We start from the raw sequence: 19,762 nt of genomic DNA, 5'->3' as shown, positions 1-19,762 counted from the left end.
TTCCCACCACCTTACATGTAGCGTACCAGTACTCTTTCCACTTCTTTGAGGGTGTCCCGTGAGGGCTTCTTGTCCTCTTCGAGCATTAGTCCTAAGTCCTCATAAAGTCTCCTGATGTCGGCATCGCCCGTTTCGCGGTAGAGAGCACCCATGTGCTGGAGGAGTTCGCCCATCTCCCTGACGTAGTCTATGCCTCCTGTTCCCAGCCCGTCCGCAACGACCTTAAGGTGGAGGCGAACGTTTTCAGCCAGGAGCTTCCGCTTCTCAACGGAGCCGAGGCTCTCCTTGACCCTTTCGCCCATCCTTATCAGGACGTCCCTTATATCGTGCTGAACCTCTCTGGCGGTTCTGTACCTTTTCTCCGGATCCTTCTCCAGCATTTTCATGACTATCGCGTCAAAGGGCCTCGCGTTCAGATTGTAGTATGAAGGCGGCTCGACATCCTTCTCCGTTATATTCTTGATGATTGCCGCCTCGTATTCGGCGGCGAACGGGTGTTTTCCGGTGAGCATCTCGTAGAAGACTATTCCGAGCTGGAAAATATCACTCCTCTCGTCAAGCTTGTCCGGGTGCATCACCTGCTCGGGGGAGGCGTAGAGGATCGTCTTATGCCTCACGAGGGAGGACTTCCTTGTGGCGCCCGTGGTGAGCTTCGCCAGACCCCAGTCCCCGAGCTTGTAAGTGTCGCGGCCGAAGATGAGTATGTTACTGGGTTTTATGTCCCTGTGGAGAACTCCCTGGGAGTGGGCGTGGGCTAAGGCCCTCGTCATTTCGAAGATTATTCTTCCGGCTTCTCTTACGCTGGGGGGCCTTTCCTTCATCATCTCCTCCAGGTTGCTGTTGGCGAGCTCCATCTCGAGGAATCCCCTCATGAAGTCGGCGTGGTACACTTTGACGATGTTCTCGTGGTTGAGTTTGTTGGCGGCCGCGAATTCGCGCTTGAACGTTGAAACGGAGTCTTTGTCGAGGTATTTGAGGACTTTTAGGGCTACCTTGTGGCCGCGCGGGTTCTTGGCCTCGTAAACGTAGGAGAAAGCACCCTCCCCAATAAGCCTGGTTATCTTGTACTTCTCCCTTATCTCCTCCAGCCTCTTCTCGTACTCCACGGACTTGTTGAAGAACTCCTCCACGTCCTCGCTCTCCTCGATGACGAAGCTCTCCTTGTTCGGAATCCTAAGCTTCCATCCCGGTGGAACCTCCGCCGTTTCAAGGAGGTAGTTTATGCCCCTAATGTTCTCCGTACAGACGTCCAGGAGAGTGTTTATCTTGGTCGTCTCCTCTAGGCCGTACTTCTTGGCGGTTTCAAGGAGTGGTTCAAGCATCTTCTTTGCTTTCTGGAACGTCTTTTCAGCGGAGTACCAGTCCCCCTTCTTGTACATCTCCGCTGCCTGGCCCATCAGGTCGATTATGGAGTTCATCTCCATTACCACGAGCTTCCTGTGGGCGAAGACTATGGCATCGACCCTGTCGTCCTCCATCGGGACTGGGGTTGTCTCGAGTTCCTTGAGGGCGGTCCACAGCTCGTTCTGGTTCTGGGCCTGCTTTATCCTCTCGAATATCCTCCTGAAGTTGGCTATTTTTAGCAGGTTGTCGGTGGTGTCTATAGTGTTCTTTATCCTCGAAACGTTCTCCTCCTCAAGGCCTTCCAGCTGGCTTATCTCCAGCGCCTGCCTGTACTTCTGAAGGGCCTCGTTGAACTTTGATATTGCCTCTTCGAACTTGTTCCCCTTGAGGAGCCTCTCTCCATCCCTCCTCAGGCTCAAAGCCGTGCTGAGTATGTACTTCCTGTCGGGCAGGGCATGCAGCTTGGCCTTCTTTATTACCTGAAGGGCCTCCTCGACCTTGTCCTCACGGAGGAGCTCCAGAGCCTCACGGAGGAGCTCCTTGGCTTTATCCGGTTCGGAACCTGGTAAACCCAGGTTCATAGACCTGGTGGCGTCGTTAACGTCCCTCCTAATCTCGGTGAGGGATTTAATGCTCGGCATCTACCTCACCCCCTTCGCCAGATATGGCTTCTCCTTCCCCAAATATGGCCTCAATACTCCGAATTATCTCCTCCTTCAGCTCGTCATACTCTCTCATCTTGGCTTCCACTGAGCTTCTGAGCCCGTCTATCTCCTCACGAATCCTCTGGAGCTCCCCTATGTTGCCCGCTTTGTACGCGTCGGCTGCCCTGTTGACGAGCTCCTTCATGCGGTTCACTTCATCCCCGGCCTCATCAGGTACTATCCCATCATCTATGGACTTGTAGGCGTTTACTATACTGAAGTACACGCCGTTGAGTCTCCTTCTCCGTATCAGCCTCCAGAGGAGGAGTACACTGAGGAGTATCAGAATTCCTGCTCCTCCGTAGATGTAGAGGTTGTTTATCGTGGGCGCGAAGTCCTCCCAGTTCGGCACTCCGTCACCGTCGACGTCGTTGGCTGCCGCTATAGCTTTCTCCGCCAGTTGTTTTGCTTCCTCAAAATGTCCCGATGAGAGGTTAGACTTGGCCTCGTCTAGGAGCTCTTTCGCCTTTTTGGGGTTGAGCCCCATATTCTCGGCGTCACGTATTGCATTTTCCGCGGCGGTTATGTTACCCTCTACGGAATCCCATTTCTTTTTGAGCTCCCATGCCGTTGAGTTGGTCTGTGTCACTAAGCTCTGGGCCCTGGATATGTTGCCGGCCCTGAGGGCAGCGGTGGCATTCTTCAGGATTTCCTCTGCCGGCTCCATGTAGTATCCCTCCCCCTTCCAGGATGTGACCGTGGAATTCACCTCGTCCAGAGCGTTTTTAACGGTCTCTCCGGATTGTTTGCATTCCTTTGCTTTTTCAAGCGCTTTAGAGGCCACTTCCTCTGCTCCTGTGTAGTCTGCTTCCTGATACTTTTCCTGAGCGCTCTGGAGCAACTTCGTCGCATTGGGGCATCCTATCCCCTCTGAGTTGAGCTCCGCGAGAATTGAGGCAGTCTCGTCCATTGCATCCTTCGCACTCTCTGCCGCTTTGATAGTTTCGTTACATGACCGGAGCGCGACCATCGCGTCCTCCGCGGCTTTTAAGTACTCCTCGCTGTTCAACTCATCTATTGCCTCCTGTACCAGAGCACTCTCGTTCTTCACGTTTATGCCATGGCTCTCTGCTGTATCGGTGCAGTTCTTGGCGCCCACGATAATGTTGACCGCGTACTTCCTGGCCCCATCTTTGGCATCCTGCATTGACTGGTTTGCAAGCTGCAGAGCCTCCACAGCGGACAGTTTGGCGTCGGTGTAGTAGCCGTTCTGGAAGTAGTTTTTGGCATCCTCCAGTTTTGTCTTGGCGGAGTTGAGCTCTGATTCGGCCTTTTCCAGCGGAATCCCCGCGCTCTTGAGTGTCTGAATGCTTCTTTCCGTTGAGTTCACGGCCTTTTCGGCCTCGGATATTTCTTCACTGGAGGCGTTCTTCTCCTCCTCCAGTTTGTTTTCGGCCAATGCCTTCGCCTCCTCAGCAAGTCTGGCCGCATCGGGATACAGTTTCAGGTTGAATTCGTTCAGGGCCTCCTGGAGTTTCTCCTCCGCTTCGCTCGTATCGATGTGCTTCATTTTTATGCTCTGTATCGTCTGGTTGGCGGCCTTTATCTCGCTCAGGGCTTCGCCTCTGAACGTCTCCATTCTGCTTCCAAGCACGGATTCAATTCTGGCCGCAATAGCCGCGGAATCGTTCGCCTTCTCCCCCGCGGCAGGATAGTAGCCCTCATTGTATAGTTCGGTTGCGTTTTGCAGCTCGTTCTTGGCTTCCGTCAGGTTGGCTTCGACATCTTCCACGTCAATCCCGCCGTTTCTGGCCGAGTTGAAGAACAGGATGGCGTTCTTAACTGTGGCATTGGCGGATGCTATGGCTCCCTCCGCTTCTTTCCTCGCTGCTTCCACAGTGGAAGTAGCCGTTTCGAGCGCCTGGTTTGCGTAGTTCTCGGCGGAATCGTACTTCCCTCTTTTATATGCTGTCTGGGCCTTCTTCAGGAGGCTCTCCGCCTCCGATACGTCTATGCCGTGCTCCGTGGCATTGGAGATGACCTCTCCGGCAGCTTCTATCGCTTTTTGGGCATTTGTCTTTGCCACGGCCAGTTCTGCTTTCTGTTTGGCCTCTTCCGCAAGAGATTTGGCAGTGCTGTAATCCCCCGAGTTGAACGCGGCCTGTGCCTGGTTTAGAAGGCCCTGGGCGCTGCTAACGTTGGCACCTTCGTTGAGGGCGATGGTTATGGCTTTCGTAGCGTTCTCTATCGCATCTTTTGCATAGTACTTCTCTATTGCCGTCTCCGCTATATCTTCAGCGTTGAGGGCCTTCTCCTTGGCCTCAGGATAGAACCCTTTGCTGTAGAGTTCTCTGGAGCTGTTTAAGAGGGTCTGTGCTTCGGAGACGTTTAGGTCCAGTGAGAGGGCTTCGTTTATCTTTTTCTCTGCGCTGGAGATGGCGCTCGCAGCCTCCTCCCTTGCAGTTTCTATCGCCTGGTTGGCCTTATCCAGCGCTGCCTGTGCATCCGCCTTTGCGCTCGCATAATCTCTCTCTCTGAACTCTTTCCTTGCCCTGTCGAGGAGAATCTCGACGTCGGAGACGTCTATTCCGTGCTGCTCCGCGTAGTTCACCTGGTTGGTTGCCTGGTCTATCAGCGATTGGGCCTCTTCCTTCAGTTTTATTACCTCCATAGGATTGAACATATCGAGTACGTTGCTTCCAACCGCCATGCTGCCCGTGGGTGTAAAGGAGATGCTCCATATCCTTGAGGGCTCGGAGTAGCTCCATACAACGGCCCCGGAGGTGTCGAACACGTACACCTTCCCAAGCTGGGTTCCTGCGGCCACGTACTTTCCGTCTGAGGTCATTGCCAGAGTGGAGACTCCGCCATTAGTGCTATAGTTCCACAGGGAGTGACCACTTCCGTCCAGCAGGTAGACCTCACCTTTCCATGTGCTGGCGGATATTGTCTTTCCATCACTGGAGATGGCCACGGCACTCACGTCATAGCCCGCGTTGAACTTCCACTTCAGAGTTCCTGTCCTGTCAAAGAGGTACACGTTGTTATCGTAGGAACCGGCCACCACGTAGCTTCCATCCGCCGATAGGTCGACGCTTCTGACGTCATCCCCAAGGCCTTTCCACCATTTGAGGTTGCCGTTTATATCGAGGAAGAAAAGCTTTCCGTCCTCCCTTCCAGCCGCCACGTATGCGTCGTTGTTAGAGATCTTCACTGACCGTACACCCGAACCGCTTGGTATCCCACCTGGGGATGGGTACTGCCAGAGTAGGTTTCCGTTCCTGTCGAAGAGATAAACGTATGAGTTTCTGGAACCTACCGCTATGTACTTTCCATCCTCCGAGACGTCGACGCTCCACACCTCCCCAGGGATATCATGCTTCCAGAGAAGGTTTCCATTTCTATCGAAGGCATATACGAAGTAACCGCTTGTTCCTGACTCGAGAGGAGCAGCGATGCCCGCCACGATTAGAGACCCATCAGAGCTAAGGTCAATAGCATTAACTTTTCCCCCAGCGTTGTACTCCCAGAGCGGAGCCCCTGTTGAGTTGAAGAGAAGAACGTAGTCTCCAGAGCCGGCCGCGGTGTAGTTCCCGTCGCTGGAGGAGGCGGTTGCATAGACTGCTCCAGTCCCAACGAACCTCCAGAGGATTCCTGAATTGCTGAGGGATGTTAGGTTGACGTTAATGTTATACCCACCTCCAGCCTCGGCAGATATTAACTTTGAATAGTGTGGATAGTTTGGATATGCGAGCTGGAGAAGGTGGGGGCCGATTGATAACGTGCCCTCCAATGGGGTTGCTCCCACGTAACTTCCATCGAGGTAGACCTTAGCCCCTGATGGGGTTGAGTTGACAGTTAAAGTTGGGGGCATGGGCGTTAATTCTACGTTTATAACTTTGCTGTCACTTGCGTTGAGATACATAGTGGTCATGTAGTCTTTGTAACCCTTCTTTGATATTTTGACTTCGTATGTTCCTGGTGGCAGGCTTACGGTTATCGGAGTCCCTCCCCAATATGCATTGTTGATGAGTACGCTTGCGCCGCTGGGATTAGAGTTAATTGTAAGTGTTGCTGGTTTTGGAGTCAACTCCGCGTTTATTGTCGTAGTCTGGCCCGGATTAATTGTTATTGTCTTAATGTAATCAGCATAAGCTTGTTTGGAGAGTTTTAACTCGTGTTGTCCTGTTGAGAGCTTGTAATTCTCCAGTGGGGTCGTTCCAATGAGAGAACCGTCAACATAAACATCAGCGCCAGATGGGTTGGAGTAAACTGTTAAGTAACCAAAGGCGGGCGTTAGGGTTATTGAGAGGTTTTTAGTCTCTCCAGGGCCGATGGTTACAGTAGTAGTGTAGTCCTCGTAATCCTGCTTGGAGAGTTTAATCTGGTATGTTCCCGGATTGAGGGTTAGGGTTAACGGCGTTACCCCCTGATGAGTTCCGTTAATGTAAACTTCAGCCCCATTCGGCTCAGAGGTTATTGATAATGTCGCTAGTGGGGTCAACTGGGCGTTTATTGTTGTTGTCTGACCCGGGTTTATTGTTATTGTTCTAACATAATCCAAGTAGCCTTGCTTGGTAACTCTGACTTGATAAGTCCCTGGCTGGATGGTTAGAGTTAATGGAGTTATTCCTTCATAAGTCCCGTTAACGTAAACTTTAGCTCCGGATGGATTAGAGAATACTTGTAGACTTCCATTGGTCAGTTTACCTGTCTCCAATAAGTATACACTTCCATCAGTACTTCCCACTGTCGCGAGGTAATTCTCTGAGATTGCGTTTCCATAAACTCTCCCGTTTGTGTTAAAGGATGCCAGAATCTTTCCGTTTGTGTTGAGGATGTTAACTTTGCCACATGCATCTCCGGTGACTATAAGTGAGAAGTCTGGGGTGGCACTCAGTGAATCAATGTAACATCCAACGTCCTGTCTCCACTGAAGATTTCCCCCTCTTGAAAACAGGTATACATTCCCCCATCCATCCCCAGCCAGAACATAATCCCCTGTAGGAGAAACTAATACCTGTGATACCTCGCTGCTGGTTTTATACTTCCACAGAGGACTTCCACTTTTCGTGTAATAATAAACATAGTAGTTGCCACTTCCTGTCCATGTCCCGTTCGAAGTACAGTGTGTTCCAGTACCGACTGCAATATATGCCCCATTCTCACTTATGGATACAGCGTTAGTTGTATCATTAAAAATTTTTGTCCACAACTTGCTCCCGTTCTCGTTGAAAAGATAGAGGTAATTGTAGTTCTCTTCTCCGTTTATATAAAACCAGTTTCCGTGAGCTACTGCAATATATCCGTCAGAGGACAGATCAATTGCTCTAATCCTCATTGCTATGTTATCTTTCCAAATGAGATTGCCGCTTCTATTGAGAGCATATACAAAATCGTCAGTGCTTCCTGCTACTACATAGCTTCCGTCAGGGGATATCTTGACCCTCCACGGGAGCAAAGAGGTGTTATCTTGCCATAATAAGGTACCTTCTTTGTTAAATAACATAACTCCGTTTCCGTAGTCTGCAATTGCTATGTAGTCACCGTTGGGAGTTATAGCTACGGAGGTTACTGGGCTGTTGAATGTTTTTTTCCACAGAAGACTACCATTTTTGCTTAATAAAAACAGTGAGCCGCTATCGTTCGATTGTAGTAGGTTATCTCCGTTCTTGTCAGCCCATGTACCGACGGCAATGTAATTCCCGTCGTCACTTATATCTATCGAGAGCACCTTCTCCGTCGTGTTGTATTCCCATAAAATGTAGTTCCCCGTAGTTGCGGAAACAGAGGGGATAGCGTGGGTTGTGCTTATAACAGGAATTAAGACGGCCAAAATTAAGATTAAGACAACATAGTGGATTGATCTCATCTCTCCTCACCCCCCGAACTCCTCCGCCCACTTTTCGTACCTATCGATGTCCTTTCTCGTCAGCGGGCTCTTGATCTTCTTGAACGCCTCCTCGAAATCCCTCATCTCAAGCGGCCTCGTCCTCAAGGAGTGCTTTCTCAGCTCTTCAAAGGGCAGACTGGCCAGTTCGTGGAGATTTGGATTCTCCTCCCTTATCATGTTCCATATCGCCTGCTGGCAGAGGTTTTTCAGGTCCCTTCCGGAGTAGAATCTCCTCACGCTCTCCCCTGCTATTGCGTCAAGGTCAAGCCTTGAGATGTCCAGCCCGCGAGTGTTGATCTTGATGATCTCCTTCGTGGCCTTCTCATCCGGCAACGGAACGTAAATTCTCCTCGGGAACCTTGAGAGAACAGCTTCGTCCAGATCCCAAGGCGTGTTTGTGGCCGCGAGCGTTAGGATGAGCTTGTCGCTCTTCTTGTCCTGGAAGCCGTCGAGCTCAGTCAGAAGCGTCGCCAGCATCCTCCTGCTGGCCTCGCTCTGCTCCCCGCTCCTCTTGGTCGTCAGGGAGTCAATCTCGTCGAGGAAGACTATGCTCGGCGCTTCCTCCCTCGCCACCCCGTAGAGGGCCGTTATTATCTTCGCAGACTCGCCAAGGTACTTGCTGAGGACGTTCGAGGCCTTGACGCTGAAGAAGGTGGCGTTCAGGCTTCCAGCGGCGGCAGAAGCGAGCAAGGTTTTACCCGTTCCAGGCGGTCCGAAGAGAAGGATGCCCTTCCAGGGCTGGATCGACTCCGGCCTCTGGAGGGCCGAGATTACAACCGTCTCCATCATGAGCCTCTTGACTTCATCGAGGCCGCCTATGTCGTTCCACTTGACCTTGGACTTGCCGATGAGGTTGTTTCTGACGTAGGCCTTGAACTTCTCCTCCTCGCTCTCTACTTTGTTCTCTCCCGGATTAGACCCCGGGAGGCCTCCAGTAGGGGGCGTTGGTTTCGTGTTTCTGGTGGTTATCCTACCATTTTCAATGTCTCTGGCCAGGTTTTCCCACTTCTTGGCCTTCCTCAGGTAGCTCTCGCGGTTGAACTCGTCGTACTTCGAGAGCTGCTTCAGGATCCTGGAGCACTCAAGGGCCTTCTTCTTAGCGGTCTCCATGTCACCTTTCTTCATAGCTTCCTCGTATTCCCTCTTTGCCTTCTTGAAGGCGGACATCAGGGGTCCGGAAAGGTCAACCGGCATCTTTTATACCTCCTTACACCGTTTCAGGATAAGTCAAATTCTCATCCTATCTAATAAGTTTTCTGCTTATCACAACAACGAAAAACGCCATCAGGAACGCGCCGATGAATGCCTCACTTGCCGCGAGCAGGCGGTAGTTGGCTTTAGGAACTATGTCGCCGTAGCCGACCGTTGTAAATGTAACTAGGCTGAAGTAGAGGCTCTCTGAGAAGGAAGAGCTCCCCAGGGCGCCGGCGAGCCAGTAGATAGCGGCATAGACGAACACAATCCCTATCGTTGTGATAAGAACCCTGGAAGCGCTCTCCCCGTAGCTTGACGTTAAGCGGTAGATGACGTTCAGGAGCCACCGCGTTTTTCCTTCTAATGCAACGAGCCACCTCTTTCCGCTTCTGGCCGTGAAGGGCACGAACTCCTCAAGCTCGGCCGGACTTTCAGCCCTGTGGGCTATGCTCTGCACCTTCCCCCTTACGCGCCACTCCCCTATCGTGTAGGCGCTCGCCCTGTCGTAGATGGCCCGCGAGCGGAAGGTCTCCTTCAGCTCAAGGTAGACGGAGAGGGCCTTGAGGTAGGACTCGATGGCCCTCTGGGGGTCTTCCTTCCTCAGCCGGTCTCCTTCAGCCTCTTCGATGACCTTGGTGTCGAGGCGAGCGTGTTCAATGTTCTTAGCGCCCTTGAACGAGACGCCGTGGAGCCTCGCCCCGCGGAGGTCGGCACCGAGTAAATTGGCTCCCTCGAGCTCCGCCCCATAAAGTTCAGTTCCCCTCAAATCTGCCCTCGTGAGGTTTGTCCCACGGAGGCTGGCAAGGGAAAGTGTAGCTCCTATAAGAGAGGCCCCGCTGAGGTCGGCTTCCTCAAGGTTGGCCCTTGTGAAGTCTGCCCTCTTAGCGCTCGCACCGCTGAGGTCAGCGCCCGTAAGGATGGCCCAGCTCAGATCAGCCCCGTCAAGGATTGAGTCGCTCAAATCGGCGTAGCGGAGGTTGGCTTCGCTGAGGTTCGCCCCGGTTAGGTTCGCTTCGCTCAAGTAGGCCTCCTCAAGGTCTTCACCGCTTAAGTTCTCCCCGCTGAAGTCCTTCCCTCCCTCCGGGAGGTGGAAGGGGCAGTAGGGGAGGCCCTCAAGGGCCTCCCGCGGGCACTCCTTGAGCGAGTGGCGGTATTCGTAGGTGCACCTCAAGGCTACACCTCCTTGAAGCCCAGGCTCACCTTGTGGGCTATTATCTCGGCTTTAGCCAACAGTTCCTCACTCACAACGTTGAGGCCCTCCTCGAGGCGGAGCTTTATGCCCTCGGCCAGCTCCTCAACGTCCCCTGACAGCTCGCCGGAGGCGTAGAACTTCAGGTCGCTCGCGTACTTGTAGGCCTCCTTCAGGTTGCCCATCTTGAGGAACATCAGCATGAGCTTGCCCGCGTAGAAAGCGGCTCTTGGAGCGTCGTTGAGCGTTATGGACTTCTTCAGCGCCTCGAGGTATTTGAGGCCGAGATATGTGGCGAGTTCAAACTGGAGCTCGGCGGCGCTCTGGTAGCGCTCCTCCCTGTCCTTCTGGAGGCAGGTGAGGATTATGTGCTCCACATCCTTCGCCTCGGGGTTGATCTCTGAAGGAGGAACCGGCTCGTCGGTCGCTATCCTTGAGACGACCTCAATCAAATCATCGCCCTCGAAGGGGAGCCTTCCTGTAACGAGCTGGTAGAAAATGACGCCCAGCTGCCAGATGTCGCTCCTGTGGTCTGGTTTGCCGAACCGCCTTGAGGTCTGCTCCGGGGAGGCGTAGAAGGGCGTGAAGCTGGCCATTGTTGTGGAGTGGGTTTCGGCCATCGCCTTGCTGAGCCCCCAGTCGGAAATCTTCGGTATGCCGTCCTTCAGGAGGATGTTTGAGGGCTTGAGGTCGCGGTGGATTATGCCCTTTGAGTGGGCGTACTTCAGTCCTTCGGCAATGTTGAAGACTATCGAGGCAGCTTTTTCGACCTCCATCGGTTTTCCGAGCTTGGCTAAGGAGCCTTCACAGTACTCCATCTCGAGGTAGGGGATCGGGATGACGTTGACATCGTAGAGCTCAACGATGTTGGTGTGCTTGAGGTGAAGCCAGTTGCTTATCTCCCTCACGAAGGCCTTGCCCGTTGCGGGATCGAGGGTCTTCGGTATCTTGACGGCGACGACCTTCCCGTCCCTCTTTCTCCTGGCTTTGAAGACCCTCGCGAAGCCGCCCTCGCCGACGTACTGGAAGTCTTCATAGAGGGCCTCAAGCTCATCCGGAGCGGCCTTGGGGGTCGTTGGCCTCGGCGTGAAGACCCCGGGTGAGTAGTAGTCGCCGACCTTGACGCGGAGGGTCTTGGTGGTCTCTCCTATGCTGGACGATACCCCCACGTTGAACTCGAAGTCCCCCTTGAACTGGGGGACGAGCTTCACGTCCTTTCCGAGGCTCCTTCCCGGCCTTATCGGCGGGAACTCGATTTTCTCAGCGTCCATCGAGAAGTAGGCGGCCATATCGGAGAGGTCTATGGTGAGTCCCTCAATCGTCTCGTCGAGGTTGTTGGTCACGTTAACCCCGAGGGTTACCTCGCGGTTGTAGGGGAGCTCCCTCGGAAGGGCTATCTCTATCCCGTCCCTCAGGACTTCGAGGCGCCACTGCTTTCTCCTCTCTTCGATCTCAGCTTTCAGCGATGCCATCAGCGAAGAGTCGCCGAGCTTTTCTGCCAGTTCCAGGGCTTGCGAATAGAGCTCGATGGCCTTTCCGTGATCCTTCTCCTTCCTCGCGTCGCCAACGAGCCGAGCTATTTCGCCCCTCGTCTTGGCATCCTCCAGCTTGTTCCGTATCTCCTCGACGCTCACCGTTCCGCCGGTTCTTTCAGCCAAAGCGAGGGCCTCACTCAGGCTCTCAACGGCCTCACCGTAGTGCCCCTCGGCCATCGCCTGGGTGGCTCTGCTCACGAGGGCTGAAACCTTTGAGCTTATCTCGCTGAGATTCTCGTTGGCCTTCGAGAGCCTCTCCCTTGCCATCTCCGCCAGGGACTTGTCCCCCACCTCCTTCGCTATCTTCAGAGCCTCCTCGTACTTGGAAGCGGCCTCGGAGTACTTCTCCCCCTCCATCAGGACGTCTCCCTCTGAGAGGAGCTCCCGTATCTTCCTTATCTTCCCGACGCTCTCTATCTTCCCCTCTACCTTCTTCACCTCATCCCTGTCGCTGAGCTTCTTCGCGAGGTCGAGAGCCTGTCTGTAGTATGCTATCGCCCTGTCGTAGTCGCTCTTCGAGAGTGCCTCGTCGCCTCTCCTCAGAAGACTCCCGACCTCGGCCAGAACGGTCCCCCTGAGCGGGGCAAAGCGCTCCTGCGCGAGCTTTATCAGTTCAGGTTTACCGATCTTCTTCGCTAAGCTGAGGGCCTTGGAATAGTACTCGAGCGCGCCGAACTGGTCTTTCTCCGCTATGCTGTCTCCGGCCTTTATCATTGCGTCGAACTCGGCCTTAAGGGTCTCCTTTCTGGTTCCGGACTTTCTGCTGTAGGCGACCCCGCCGACGAGAGCTCCGAGGATGACTAAACCAAGGAGGAAGTAGAGGATGGTGTTTGAATAAGTGGGTTTTGGAACAAAGCCCGAATTCTGGGGGCTTCCGGAGGTTAGGTGCTTGCTCCCGAGTATTGCTATGGGATCCTTGGGGGCGTATTTGCGGACGGCCACCCAATCTAAGTAAACATAACCCTCTCTCCACGCTAAATACCCTCTGTTGTTCTCTGTTAGTGCATAATCCGAAGTGTCTGTGAAATCTACAAGTTTTTTGTCATTTAAAAAGAATTGAATGTGATTTTTGTCCCGCTTTATCTCCCAAGTAACCCAAGTATCTGGATGCTTGAAGTCGGTTTCATAAATCTTGTTATAATACTTGCCAAGATAATCGTATACCGCTGGGTTTTTGACCCATATTCTAAATACAGTTCCGTCGTCGGATATAGGAGCGACTAAATACCACTTTGAGTCCGCTCTCTCATTTTCTAAACAGTCGGTTTCTGCATCGAAATAGTTGTTGAAGAGGATATCAAAGCCAGCGTTTGGATAATAATCATCGTAACCGTCGTATGTGAGTTTGTAGGCTTTTAACCGGGCCATTACCGTTAGAGGCAGACTCAACTCCTTTGATGTTTCTACAACGAACGAACAACCAGTATTGTCTTGGGTTCCATAGAAATTGCCAACACTTCTCCCATCAATGTTTTCCAACTTGAATACTGCTTCAGGACAAGCCTTCCATCCATTTCTGTTATCAATGAAGTCGTCAAAGAACTCGAACACCTTATCCCCGTCGCTTCTGCTCATCGCGTTCGGGTTCCCGTAGTAGAGCTTAAGCTTAACCTCACCGTTTGCAGGAATCTCCGGGAGTATCGTCCATATTCTCGCCTTTTTAGCGCTCACATTCCACTCCTCAATCCAGTATGGGAGGAAGTTTCCGTTCTCGTCAACTATTCTAACGTCGCTTCCGTCGGGTAAGGCCTTTGAGAAGTCAAAGTTGTCCGAGTTCAGCTCGATGAGAACTTGAAAGTTCTGAAGGGTTTGGCCGGACTGTTCTTTGATGGTTACCTCGCGGTAGTACTTCCACTGGGAGAGGTCTTCGGGAGAGAGGTATTGGACGGATTGTGAAAGACTCGTATTGGAGGATGGCTGACTTGCGAATGTTATTGAATTTGCAATATTGAACAGCTCCTCCTTTGTTTTGGCATAAACAACAGCAAATTCCCCACTCAGAGTTTCCCTCACGTTTAACTGCTCGTTTGGAGTTCCCAAATAGAATTGTATTCCTTTATCATGAGCCCAGGCAGATGCCGTTGTTATTGTTGCATATTCAGGCTCTTTAGAGACAATGGCAAGGTAATAAGTCCCGGTATCAGGCCTTTCAACTTTCATGTAAACAAGATGAGCATTTGGTATTGTTATCGAAGTAACATATCCCGTTGTGAATTTCCCCTCTTTAATAGTTACATTGAATTCATATTGCTTTGCCCAATTATATACTGTTTCCGGGTCACTTGAGTCTACATACTTCTCGTCAACCCCGAATCCTTTCACGTAAACTGTCTCTCCCGGATCACTGGTGACATAAATATCCGAGATGAGGCTTAATCCATATTTTATATCATCTTTCCGGGCCTTTAGTATAGTAACTGTAGGTTCAACATAGAAAACTGTCCTTGTGTTGTCAAGGTTGTATTCGATTCTCTCTTTAACCCCTGCATCATTATTAGTTCTTGTAAAGATTATCTTGTTAGAATACGTCTCGTAATTGCCGCTTATTGGGGCCCAACAGTTGCTGTAAAACAGTCTCATTGCTTGCCATCCTCTTAGGTCACCAAAAAACAGATTTGGATCGTCTTTGGGATTCCCATCTTTGTCCATGTCAACTTGAAAGTTCGTGAGTTTTCCTGTAAGCTCCCCACTATCGGAAGGAGGATTCTCAAACTGTATGCACATCAGGGAGTTACAAAGCGTTGGAGTTTGGGAATTTGCTCTTACCTGTCCTGGCATTACTCCGATTATCTCAGTTATTACCAATGCAACAAATATCAGCGCCACAGCCTTCTTCATCCCCCTTACCCCCAATCATCATGCCAACTAACCTGATTCTCAGGGGGCTGATTTAACCAGAAAACAGAAAAAATCAAAGCTCCTCCACTAACTCCTTCTCTTCCTTCTTCTCCCGCTCCTCGCCGGTAACCTTCCCGGCCGCTTCATCGGGCTCAAGCTCGCCCTCTTTAACCGCGTGGATGGCCTGCATTATCTCCGCCAACTCCTCATCCTCCTCGAACTCTACGCCCGCTCCAATCGTCTGGTCTGTTATGCCGAGCATCTGGTTCAGGTTCTCGTTGAAGGTCTGGGCGTCGAGCTGCATCTCGGAGAGGTTCCTCTCAAGCTCTTCTGGAGACATGTTCCGGAGAAGCTCCCAGGTGGGCGTCCCCTTCAGAATGGCCTCGTTCTCCTTGATTATCGTGAGGTTGCTGATGAGCATGAGCTGTTTGTTGAGCTGGGCGTGCGTTTTTTGGAGGTTCTTCTTCCTCTGGTTGAGGGTCTTTATCTTGGTGGCTATGGTTAGCTCCTCGCTCTTGCTTCTGGCTTTCTTTGCCTTCTCGAAGAGGGCCGCCACTTCCGCGTCTATGCTGGCTATCTCGTTCTCAATCTTCTGGATTTGGTACTCGAGCTTTATCCTGTTCTCGTTGAGCTTCGGCAGGGGTATGTCGAGAGGATTCTTCTTCCCGAAAAATTTGGAGAAGAGGCTCATAGCTCCTCGTCCTCCAGCTTCTTGTCAATGGAGACGACCTTTTCGGCCACTTCTTCGACGTCGGCTTCTCCAGCTTCCACCTGCCCCCAGGCCTGCATGAGCTCCTTCTCGGTCTCGTCCTCGGTCTCCTCGAACTCCGCGACCTCCATCTCGAAGACCTTGTTGAGGCCCTCGACCATCTCGTCGAACTCTTTTCCATCGAGATTTACCTTTATCAGCGCCTGCTCAAGCTGCTCAGGCTCGACGCTGCTGAGCTTCTCCCAGAGACCGGTCTTCCTAAGCTCCTTCTCGTACTTCTTGATGATTATCATGTTGGTGACGAGGGTGTACTGCTTCTGGGCCATGGTGAAGTCCTTGAGCTTGAGCTTCTGCTCTAGGTCGAGGCTCTTGATCTCCTGCGCCAGCATCTTCTTCTTGAGCTTGTCCGCCCCGATCCCCTCCTGGAAGAGCTGCTTTTTCTTCTTCTCTATCTGGTTCAGGTCCTTCTTCAGCCTGTCCAGCCTGTTCTTCAGCCTTATCTGCTCCGCCTGGAGCTCCCTCAGGGAGAGCTTCTCCAGTGTGTTCTTCTTTCCAAACATTCCGCCGACCTTGTCCATCAGTCCCATTTCAGACACCTCCAGAGGTTAGAGTTAGGATCAAACAATGAAAGCTTCATCCGGCCAGGAGTTCTCTCCTCATCCTCCTTTCGAGGGGTTCGTAGTCGAGGTACTCCCAAACGGTCTCCTCGATGAACCTGAACCTTCTCTCAGGGTCGCGGTCAATTAGGGGTTCCCCCTTGACGGCCCGGTATCTGAATGCTGGGGGGGCGTCGTTGAGAACCCTGACGTCGACCTCGGCCCCGGTTTCCCTCTCAAGCTCGACCGCCAGCGAGAGCTCGTACTCCGTGTAGTTCTCCACCCCGTTCACGTAGACTGCCACATCCACGTCCCTGAAGTGGTCAGTTACGAGGAAGCTTCCGTGGAGGTAGGCGAAGACGACCTCCGGGTGCCTCTCAAGCACCCTCCTGAGTCTCTCCTTAATCTCTGCCTTCGACGTAGGCCATCACCTCTCTGATAAACTCCTCAAAGTCGCTGGTGTCTTTTTCAAGTATCTCAAACACCCTCTCGTCGTCTATCCTCCAGTACTGATGGACGAGCAGGTTCCTGAACTTCGCCATCCTGGAGAGTTTTTCAGCGAGTTCTCGGCTTATGATGCCGAGCCTGGAGAGCTCGGTAAAGCACTCCGAGTAGCTCCCCGGGACCCTGCCCCTCCTGACGGCTATGTGGTTGCAGACTGAAAACGCAGCCTCTATAGCCGTTATCAGGAGGTACTTGGCCGCGTAGCGGAGGTAGACATTCGAGAGGAACTCCTCCTTCCCCTTCCCGGTTATTCTCCTGAGCTCGATCAGGGCACCCTTTATATCCCCAAGCTTCCGCTCGATCAAGTCCCTGTCTATCTCCACGCTCCCACCTCAGATGAAACCCTCTCTCGCTATTACGAAGCCGACACCCTCGATGAACTTGGTGATGTAGCCCTTCTCCTTCGAGAGCTCGTGGAAGGCCCTCTTCACGTCCTCCTCGTTTCCGTGCTTGAGCATATCATCAAGGACAACGTAGCCCCTCACTAAGATTCCATCCTCGATGAGCTCCTTCAGCTTTGCCATGAGTTCTTCATCTCTCTCAAGCCGGAGGTAGGGCTCAAATGCCTTCGCGTACTCATCGTGGGGGTTTATCGTCAGCTCGCCGCTCTCAAGGTCGAGGAGGGCTAAGGAGACTTTTCCAGAGACAAAGTTTCTCCTGAAGTCCTGGGAGTTGACGTAATCCCTCACCCTCGATTCAAAGCCAGTTGGGGAGGCGACGAGGAGTATCACCCTGTCGGCGTCGCTCTTCTTGGCGTCTATGAGGAGGGCGTTTATATCGGCCAGTTCGAGCGGGTCAACATCGAAGCCGAGCTCCGCGTACTTCTTGGGCCTGGAATAGAAGAGTGCTTTAACGAGAACCTTCCCCTTCTTCCCCAGGAGTTTCTTCTCAGTGAACTCGACGCTCAGCTCCGTGTTCTCTGGGACGTTCTTGAGGTCGCGCTCCTCCAGCTTGTCAGAGAAGACCGAGGTATCGTAGGTGGCCCTCTCTTCAACGGTTCCCGGCTTGAAGGTCTTGCCGTTTATCTTGACCTCCGAGGCGAGCTTTTCCCTCAGCCTGCCGGTGAAGTTCATCTCCATTATCCTTGCCTCATCCCGCCTGACGAAGCGCGAACCTTTCTCGATCTTGCCCTGGGCCTTCAGTATCTCCCTGATCTTCTCCTGAACTTCCTTCTCCTTGCTGGTTATTTCCGCCTCTTTCTTTTTCAGCTCCTCCTCCTTCCGCTGTATCTCGGCGAGCTTTTCATCGAGTGCCGAGCGCATTCTTTCGAGCTCTTCCCTCAGGCGGGCCTTCTCCTCGTCGTTTTCTATCTTGTCCTCAAGCTCCCTCATCTGGCGCTCAAGTTCTTCCTTCTCCTTTAGAATGCGGGATATCTCCTCCTCTTTTGCCGCCTCCATTTCCCTCATAAGGGATTCGTAGCGCTCCCTAATCTTTGACATCTGCTTCTGGTAGAACTCTTCGAGGGCCTTCTCCTCTTCGGAAACTCCCAGAAGGAAGTTCGTGAACCACGTGAACCTTCTCGTTGCATCGCTGATGGCCTCGTCAACTTTGCCTCTGTATGAGCTCCACTTCTCCTTCAGGAAGTTCCTCAGCGAGAGCTTTACCGATGGGTCGTTCAGAAACTCGTCCATCCACCGCTGAACGTTGAGGTAGTAGTCGCGGAGCATGTTGAGTATGTCAGCGTCCTTGCGCATTATCCTCGCCATGACTTCGTCGTGGCTCAGTATCTCGAAGACGTTGTAGCTCAGAACCCGTTCAATGGCCTGAAGCTCCTTTTCACTGTACCTTCTCCGGGCTGGCTCGAATCCCTCCCCGTTCTTCCAGAAGCTCCAGGCGAGTATTGCCAGCGCTCCCTCAAACTTGGACTGAAAGTGCCTGTCGAGGTCGCTGAGGAACTCTCCGCACTCTCCATCAAGGTAGCGGTCGTAGTTGTCCTTGATCTTTCTCCACAGGTCTGCCCTTCTATCGAAGTCCTCCCCCAGGATGTCGAGCCCCTGCTTCAGGGTTCTCTCGGCCGGCTTCAGCAGGGTTTTAACGCAGTCCGTCCTCCCCTCTTCGAATATCCCCATTTCAATCACCCGCAAAGATTTTGAGTTCCTCCTCTATCTTATCGGCCAGAAAATCAACGACATCACCGTAACCCTCTATCTCTATCGTGACCTCCGTTTTTCCGTCACCCCTCAGAAGAACCTTCAGCGTGGCCCTCCCCTTTCGGGTGTACGCACTGTATACCTTCGCCATCGCATCGGAGTAGGCATAGCTCGCGTTCAGCTTTGAGAGCAGGTACCCGATGAAGCGCTCTACGACCTTTTTTTCCTCGTCTATTGTGTAGTGGAGGGTCTTTTTCTTCGTCTTCGTTACCAGGACCTCCTCCTCCACTCTGTACACTTCTACCTTTTCCCTGGGGTCGCCTTCCAGCTTTGAGAGGAGCTCCTCGAGGAATTCCTCGGCCTTCTCTGTTTTTATGAAGAAGACTAAACCTCCTGGCTTCCTTACCGTGGCCTTCTCCGCCCATTTGCTCAGGAGGTAATCGACCCTCTTCCGTTCAGCATCGTTCTCATATCCAACGAACACCACGTACTCCATAGGCACCACTACTTGTTTTTGCGTTTTCATCCTATATAAAGTTTTCTCCATTTTGGAGACTAACATATATGGCGATTATGGAATGTTGTCGGGATTTGTTCTTTCGGAAAGGTCCTTTTCCTTCCGTGGATAGACAGGAGGGCTCACCCGTGATATTATGGATGCATAGAATAAACGTTTTTCGCTTTTGGATGTCCGAATTTAGAACCGGGTGTAAAGAAGGTAAAATACCACGTTATATCTGGCGTGAGATGCCATAAAAGGATAAATAGAGCCCATTCTGGGGAGTGTTAATCACGTGTTCATGCCTTTCTCACTATCAACTTCACACCGTCCACTTTAACAACCTCAACGGTGTCCCCGACTTCCAGCTTCTCGTCGCTCAGGGCTATCCACTTGTCCCCCTCAAGCTCGACGAGGTAGTGGTCTTCGGCGACCTTTACGACCCTGCCCCTCTTTCCGACCGGGTCGAAGGTGTACTTCTTCTCCTTCTCGCCGAGGTCCTCCACGTCCTTTCTGATGTACCTACCGACGAGGATGTAGGCAAGAACGCCAAATATAAGCGCCACCACGAAGCTCTCGGTGAAGCCCCAACCGAAGCCGAGTAGAATACCGAGGACTGCGAAGGTAACGCCTATCGGGGTCGTGAAGGCCGTGACCATCATGTCGAGCAGTATTATCAGGAGCCCAAGGATCAAAAGGGAAGCGGGGAAGAGAGCGCTCATGGCCC

The 19,762-nt window shown here is 52.4% G+C and carries 12 protein-coding genes; all 12 read right to left on the bottom strand.

Annotated features, from left to right (window positions below; all coding sequences use genetic code 11):
- Positions 1–11: 11 nt before the first annotated feature.
- The 12 genes from E3E29_RS08655 to E3E29_RS08600 all read right to left on the bottom strand — a co-directional run bounded on the left by E3E29_RS08655 (position 12) and on the right by E3E29_RS08600 (position 19,757).
- Complete coding sequence (locus E3E29_RS08655; RefSeq protein ID WP_167910565.1) at positions 12–1,985, bottom strand: serine/threonine-protein kinase; 1,974 nt, start codon at positions 1,983–1,985, stop codon at positions 12–14.
- Positions 1,972–7,860 carry a PEGA domain-containing protein gene (locus E3E29_RS08650; RefSeq protein WP_167910564.1) on the bottom strand — a complete coding sequence of 1,963 codons (5,889 nt, stop codon included), beginning with the start codon at positions 7,858–7,860 and terminating at the stop codon, positions 1,972–1,974. Before E3E29_RS08650 ends, E3E29_RS08655 begins: the two co-directional genes overlap by 14 nt.
- A 6-nt stretch (positions 7,861–7,866) precedes the next feature.
- On the bottom strand, positions 7,867–9,075 hold the full coding sequence (locus E3E29_RS08645) for a 26S protease regulatory subunit (protein ID WP_167910563.1): 1,209 nt from the start codon (positions 9,073–9,075) through the stop codon (positions 7,867–7,869).
- 46 nt (positions 9,076–9,121) lie between these two features.
- A complete protein-coding gene (locus E3E29_RS08640) occupies positions 9,122–10,246 on the bottom strand; it encodes a pentapeptide repeat-containing protein (RefSeq protein ID WP_167910562.1) in 1,125 nt (374 codons plus the stop codon).
- Positions 10,247–10,248: 2 nt separating this feature from the next.
- Positions 10,249–14,637: a DUF2341 domain-containing protein gene (locus tag E3E29_RS08635; RefSeq protein WP_167910561.1), complete on the bottom strand. Its 4,389-nt coding sequence runs from the start codon at positions 14,635–14,637 to the stop codon at positions 10,249–10,251.
- 73 nt (positions 14,638–14,710) lie between these two features.
- Positions 14,711–15,328, bottom strand: coding sequence for an SNF7 family protein (locus E3E29_RS08630; RefSeq protein WP_167910560.1), 618 nt, complete (start codon positions 15,326–15,328; stop codon positions 14,711–14,713).
- Positions 15,325–15,933 carry a chromosome assembly protein gene (locus E3E29_RS08625; RefSeq protein WP_206205843.1) on the bottom strand — a complete coding sequence of 203 codons (609 nt, stop codon included), beginning with the start codon at positions 15,931–15,933 and terminating at the stop codon, positions 15,325–15,327. Before E3E29_RS08625 ends, E3E29_RS08630 begins: the two co-directional genes overlap by 4 nt.
- A 46-nt stretch (positions 15,934–15,979) precedes the next feature.
- A complete protein-coding gene (locus tag E3E29_RS08620; protein ID WP_167910613.1) occupies positions 15,980–16,348 on the bottom strand; it encodes a nucleotidyltransferase domain-containing protein in 369 nt (122 codons plus the stop codon).
- On the bottom strand, positions 16,344–16,769 hold the full coding sequence (locus E3E29_RS08615) for a DUF86 domain-containing protein (protein WP_167910559.1): 426 nt from the start codon (positions 16,767–16,769) through the stop codon (positions 16,344–16,346). The genes E3E29_RS08620 and E3E29_RS08615 overlap by 5 nt, the downstream gene beginning before the upstream one ends.
- Positions 16,770–16,778: 9 nt before the next feature.
- A complete protein-coding gene (locus tag E3E29_RS08610; RefSeq protein WP_167910558.1) occupies positions 16,779–18,515 on the bottom strand; it encodes a hypothetical protein in 1,737 nt (578 codons plus the stop codon).
- Position 18,516: 1 nt separating this feature from the next.
- Positions 18,517–19,032, bottom strand: coding sequence for a hypothetical protein (locus E3E29_RS08605; RefSeq protein ID WP_167910612.1), 516 nt, complete (start codon positions 19,030–19,032; stop codon positions 18,517–18,519).
- A 302-nt stretch (positions 19,033–19,334) separates the two neighbouring features.
- The gene (locus tag E3E29_RS08600; RefSeq protein ID WP_167910557.1) at positions 19,335–19,757 is read right to left on the bottom strand and encodes an NfeD family protein; all 423 of its coding nucleotides are present in this window, start codon (positions 19,755–19,757) and stop codon (positions 19,335–19,337) included.
- Positions 19,758–19,762 lie beyond the last annotated feature (5 nt).

The organism is Thermococcus sp. Bubb.Bath, assembly GCF_012027595.1.
In the GTDB taxonomy this organism is placed as follows: Archaea; Methanobacteriota_B; Thermococci; order Thermococcales; family Thermococcaceae; genus Thermococcus.
This window is presented reverse-complemented; position numbering and strand designations above follow the sequence as displayed.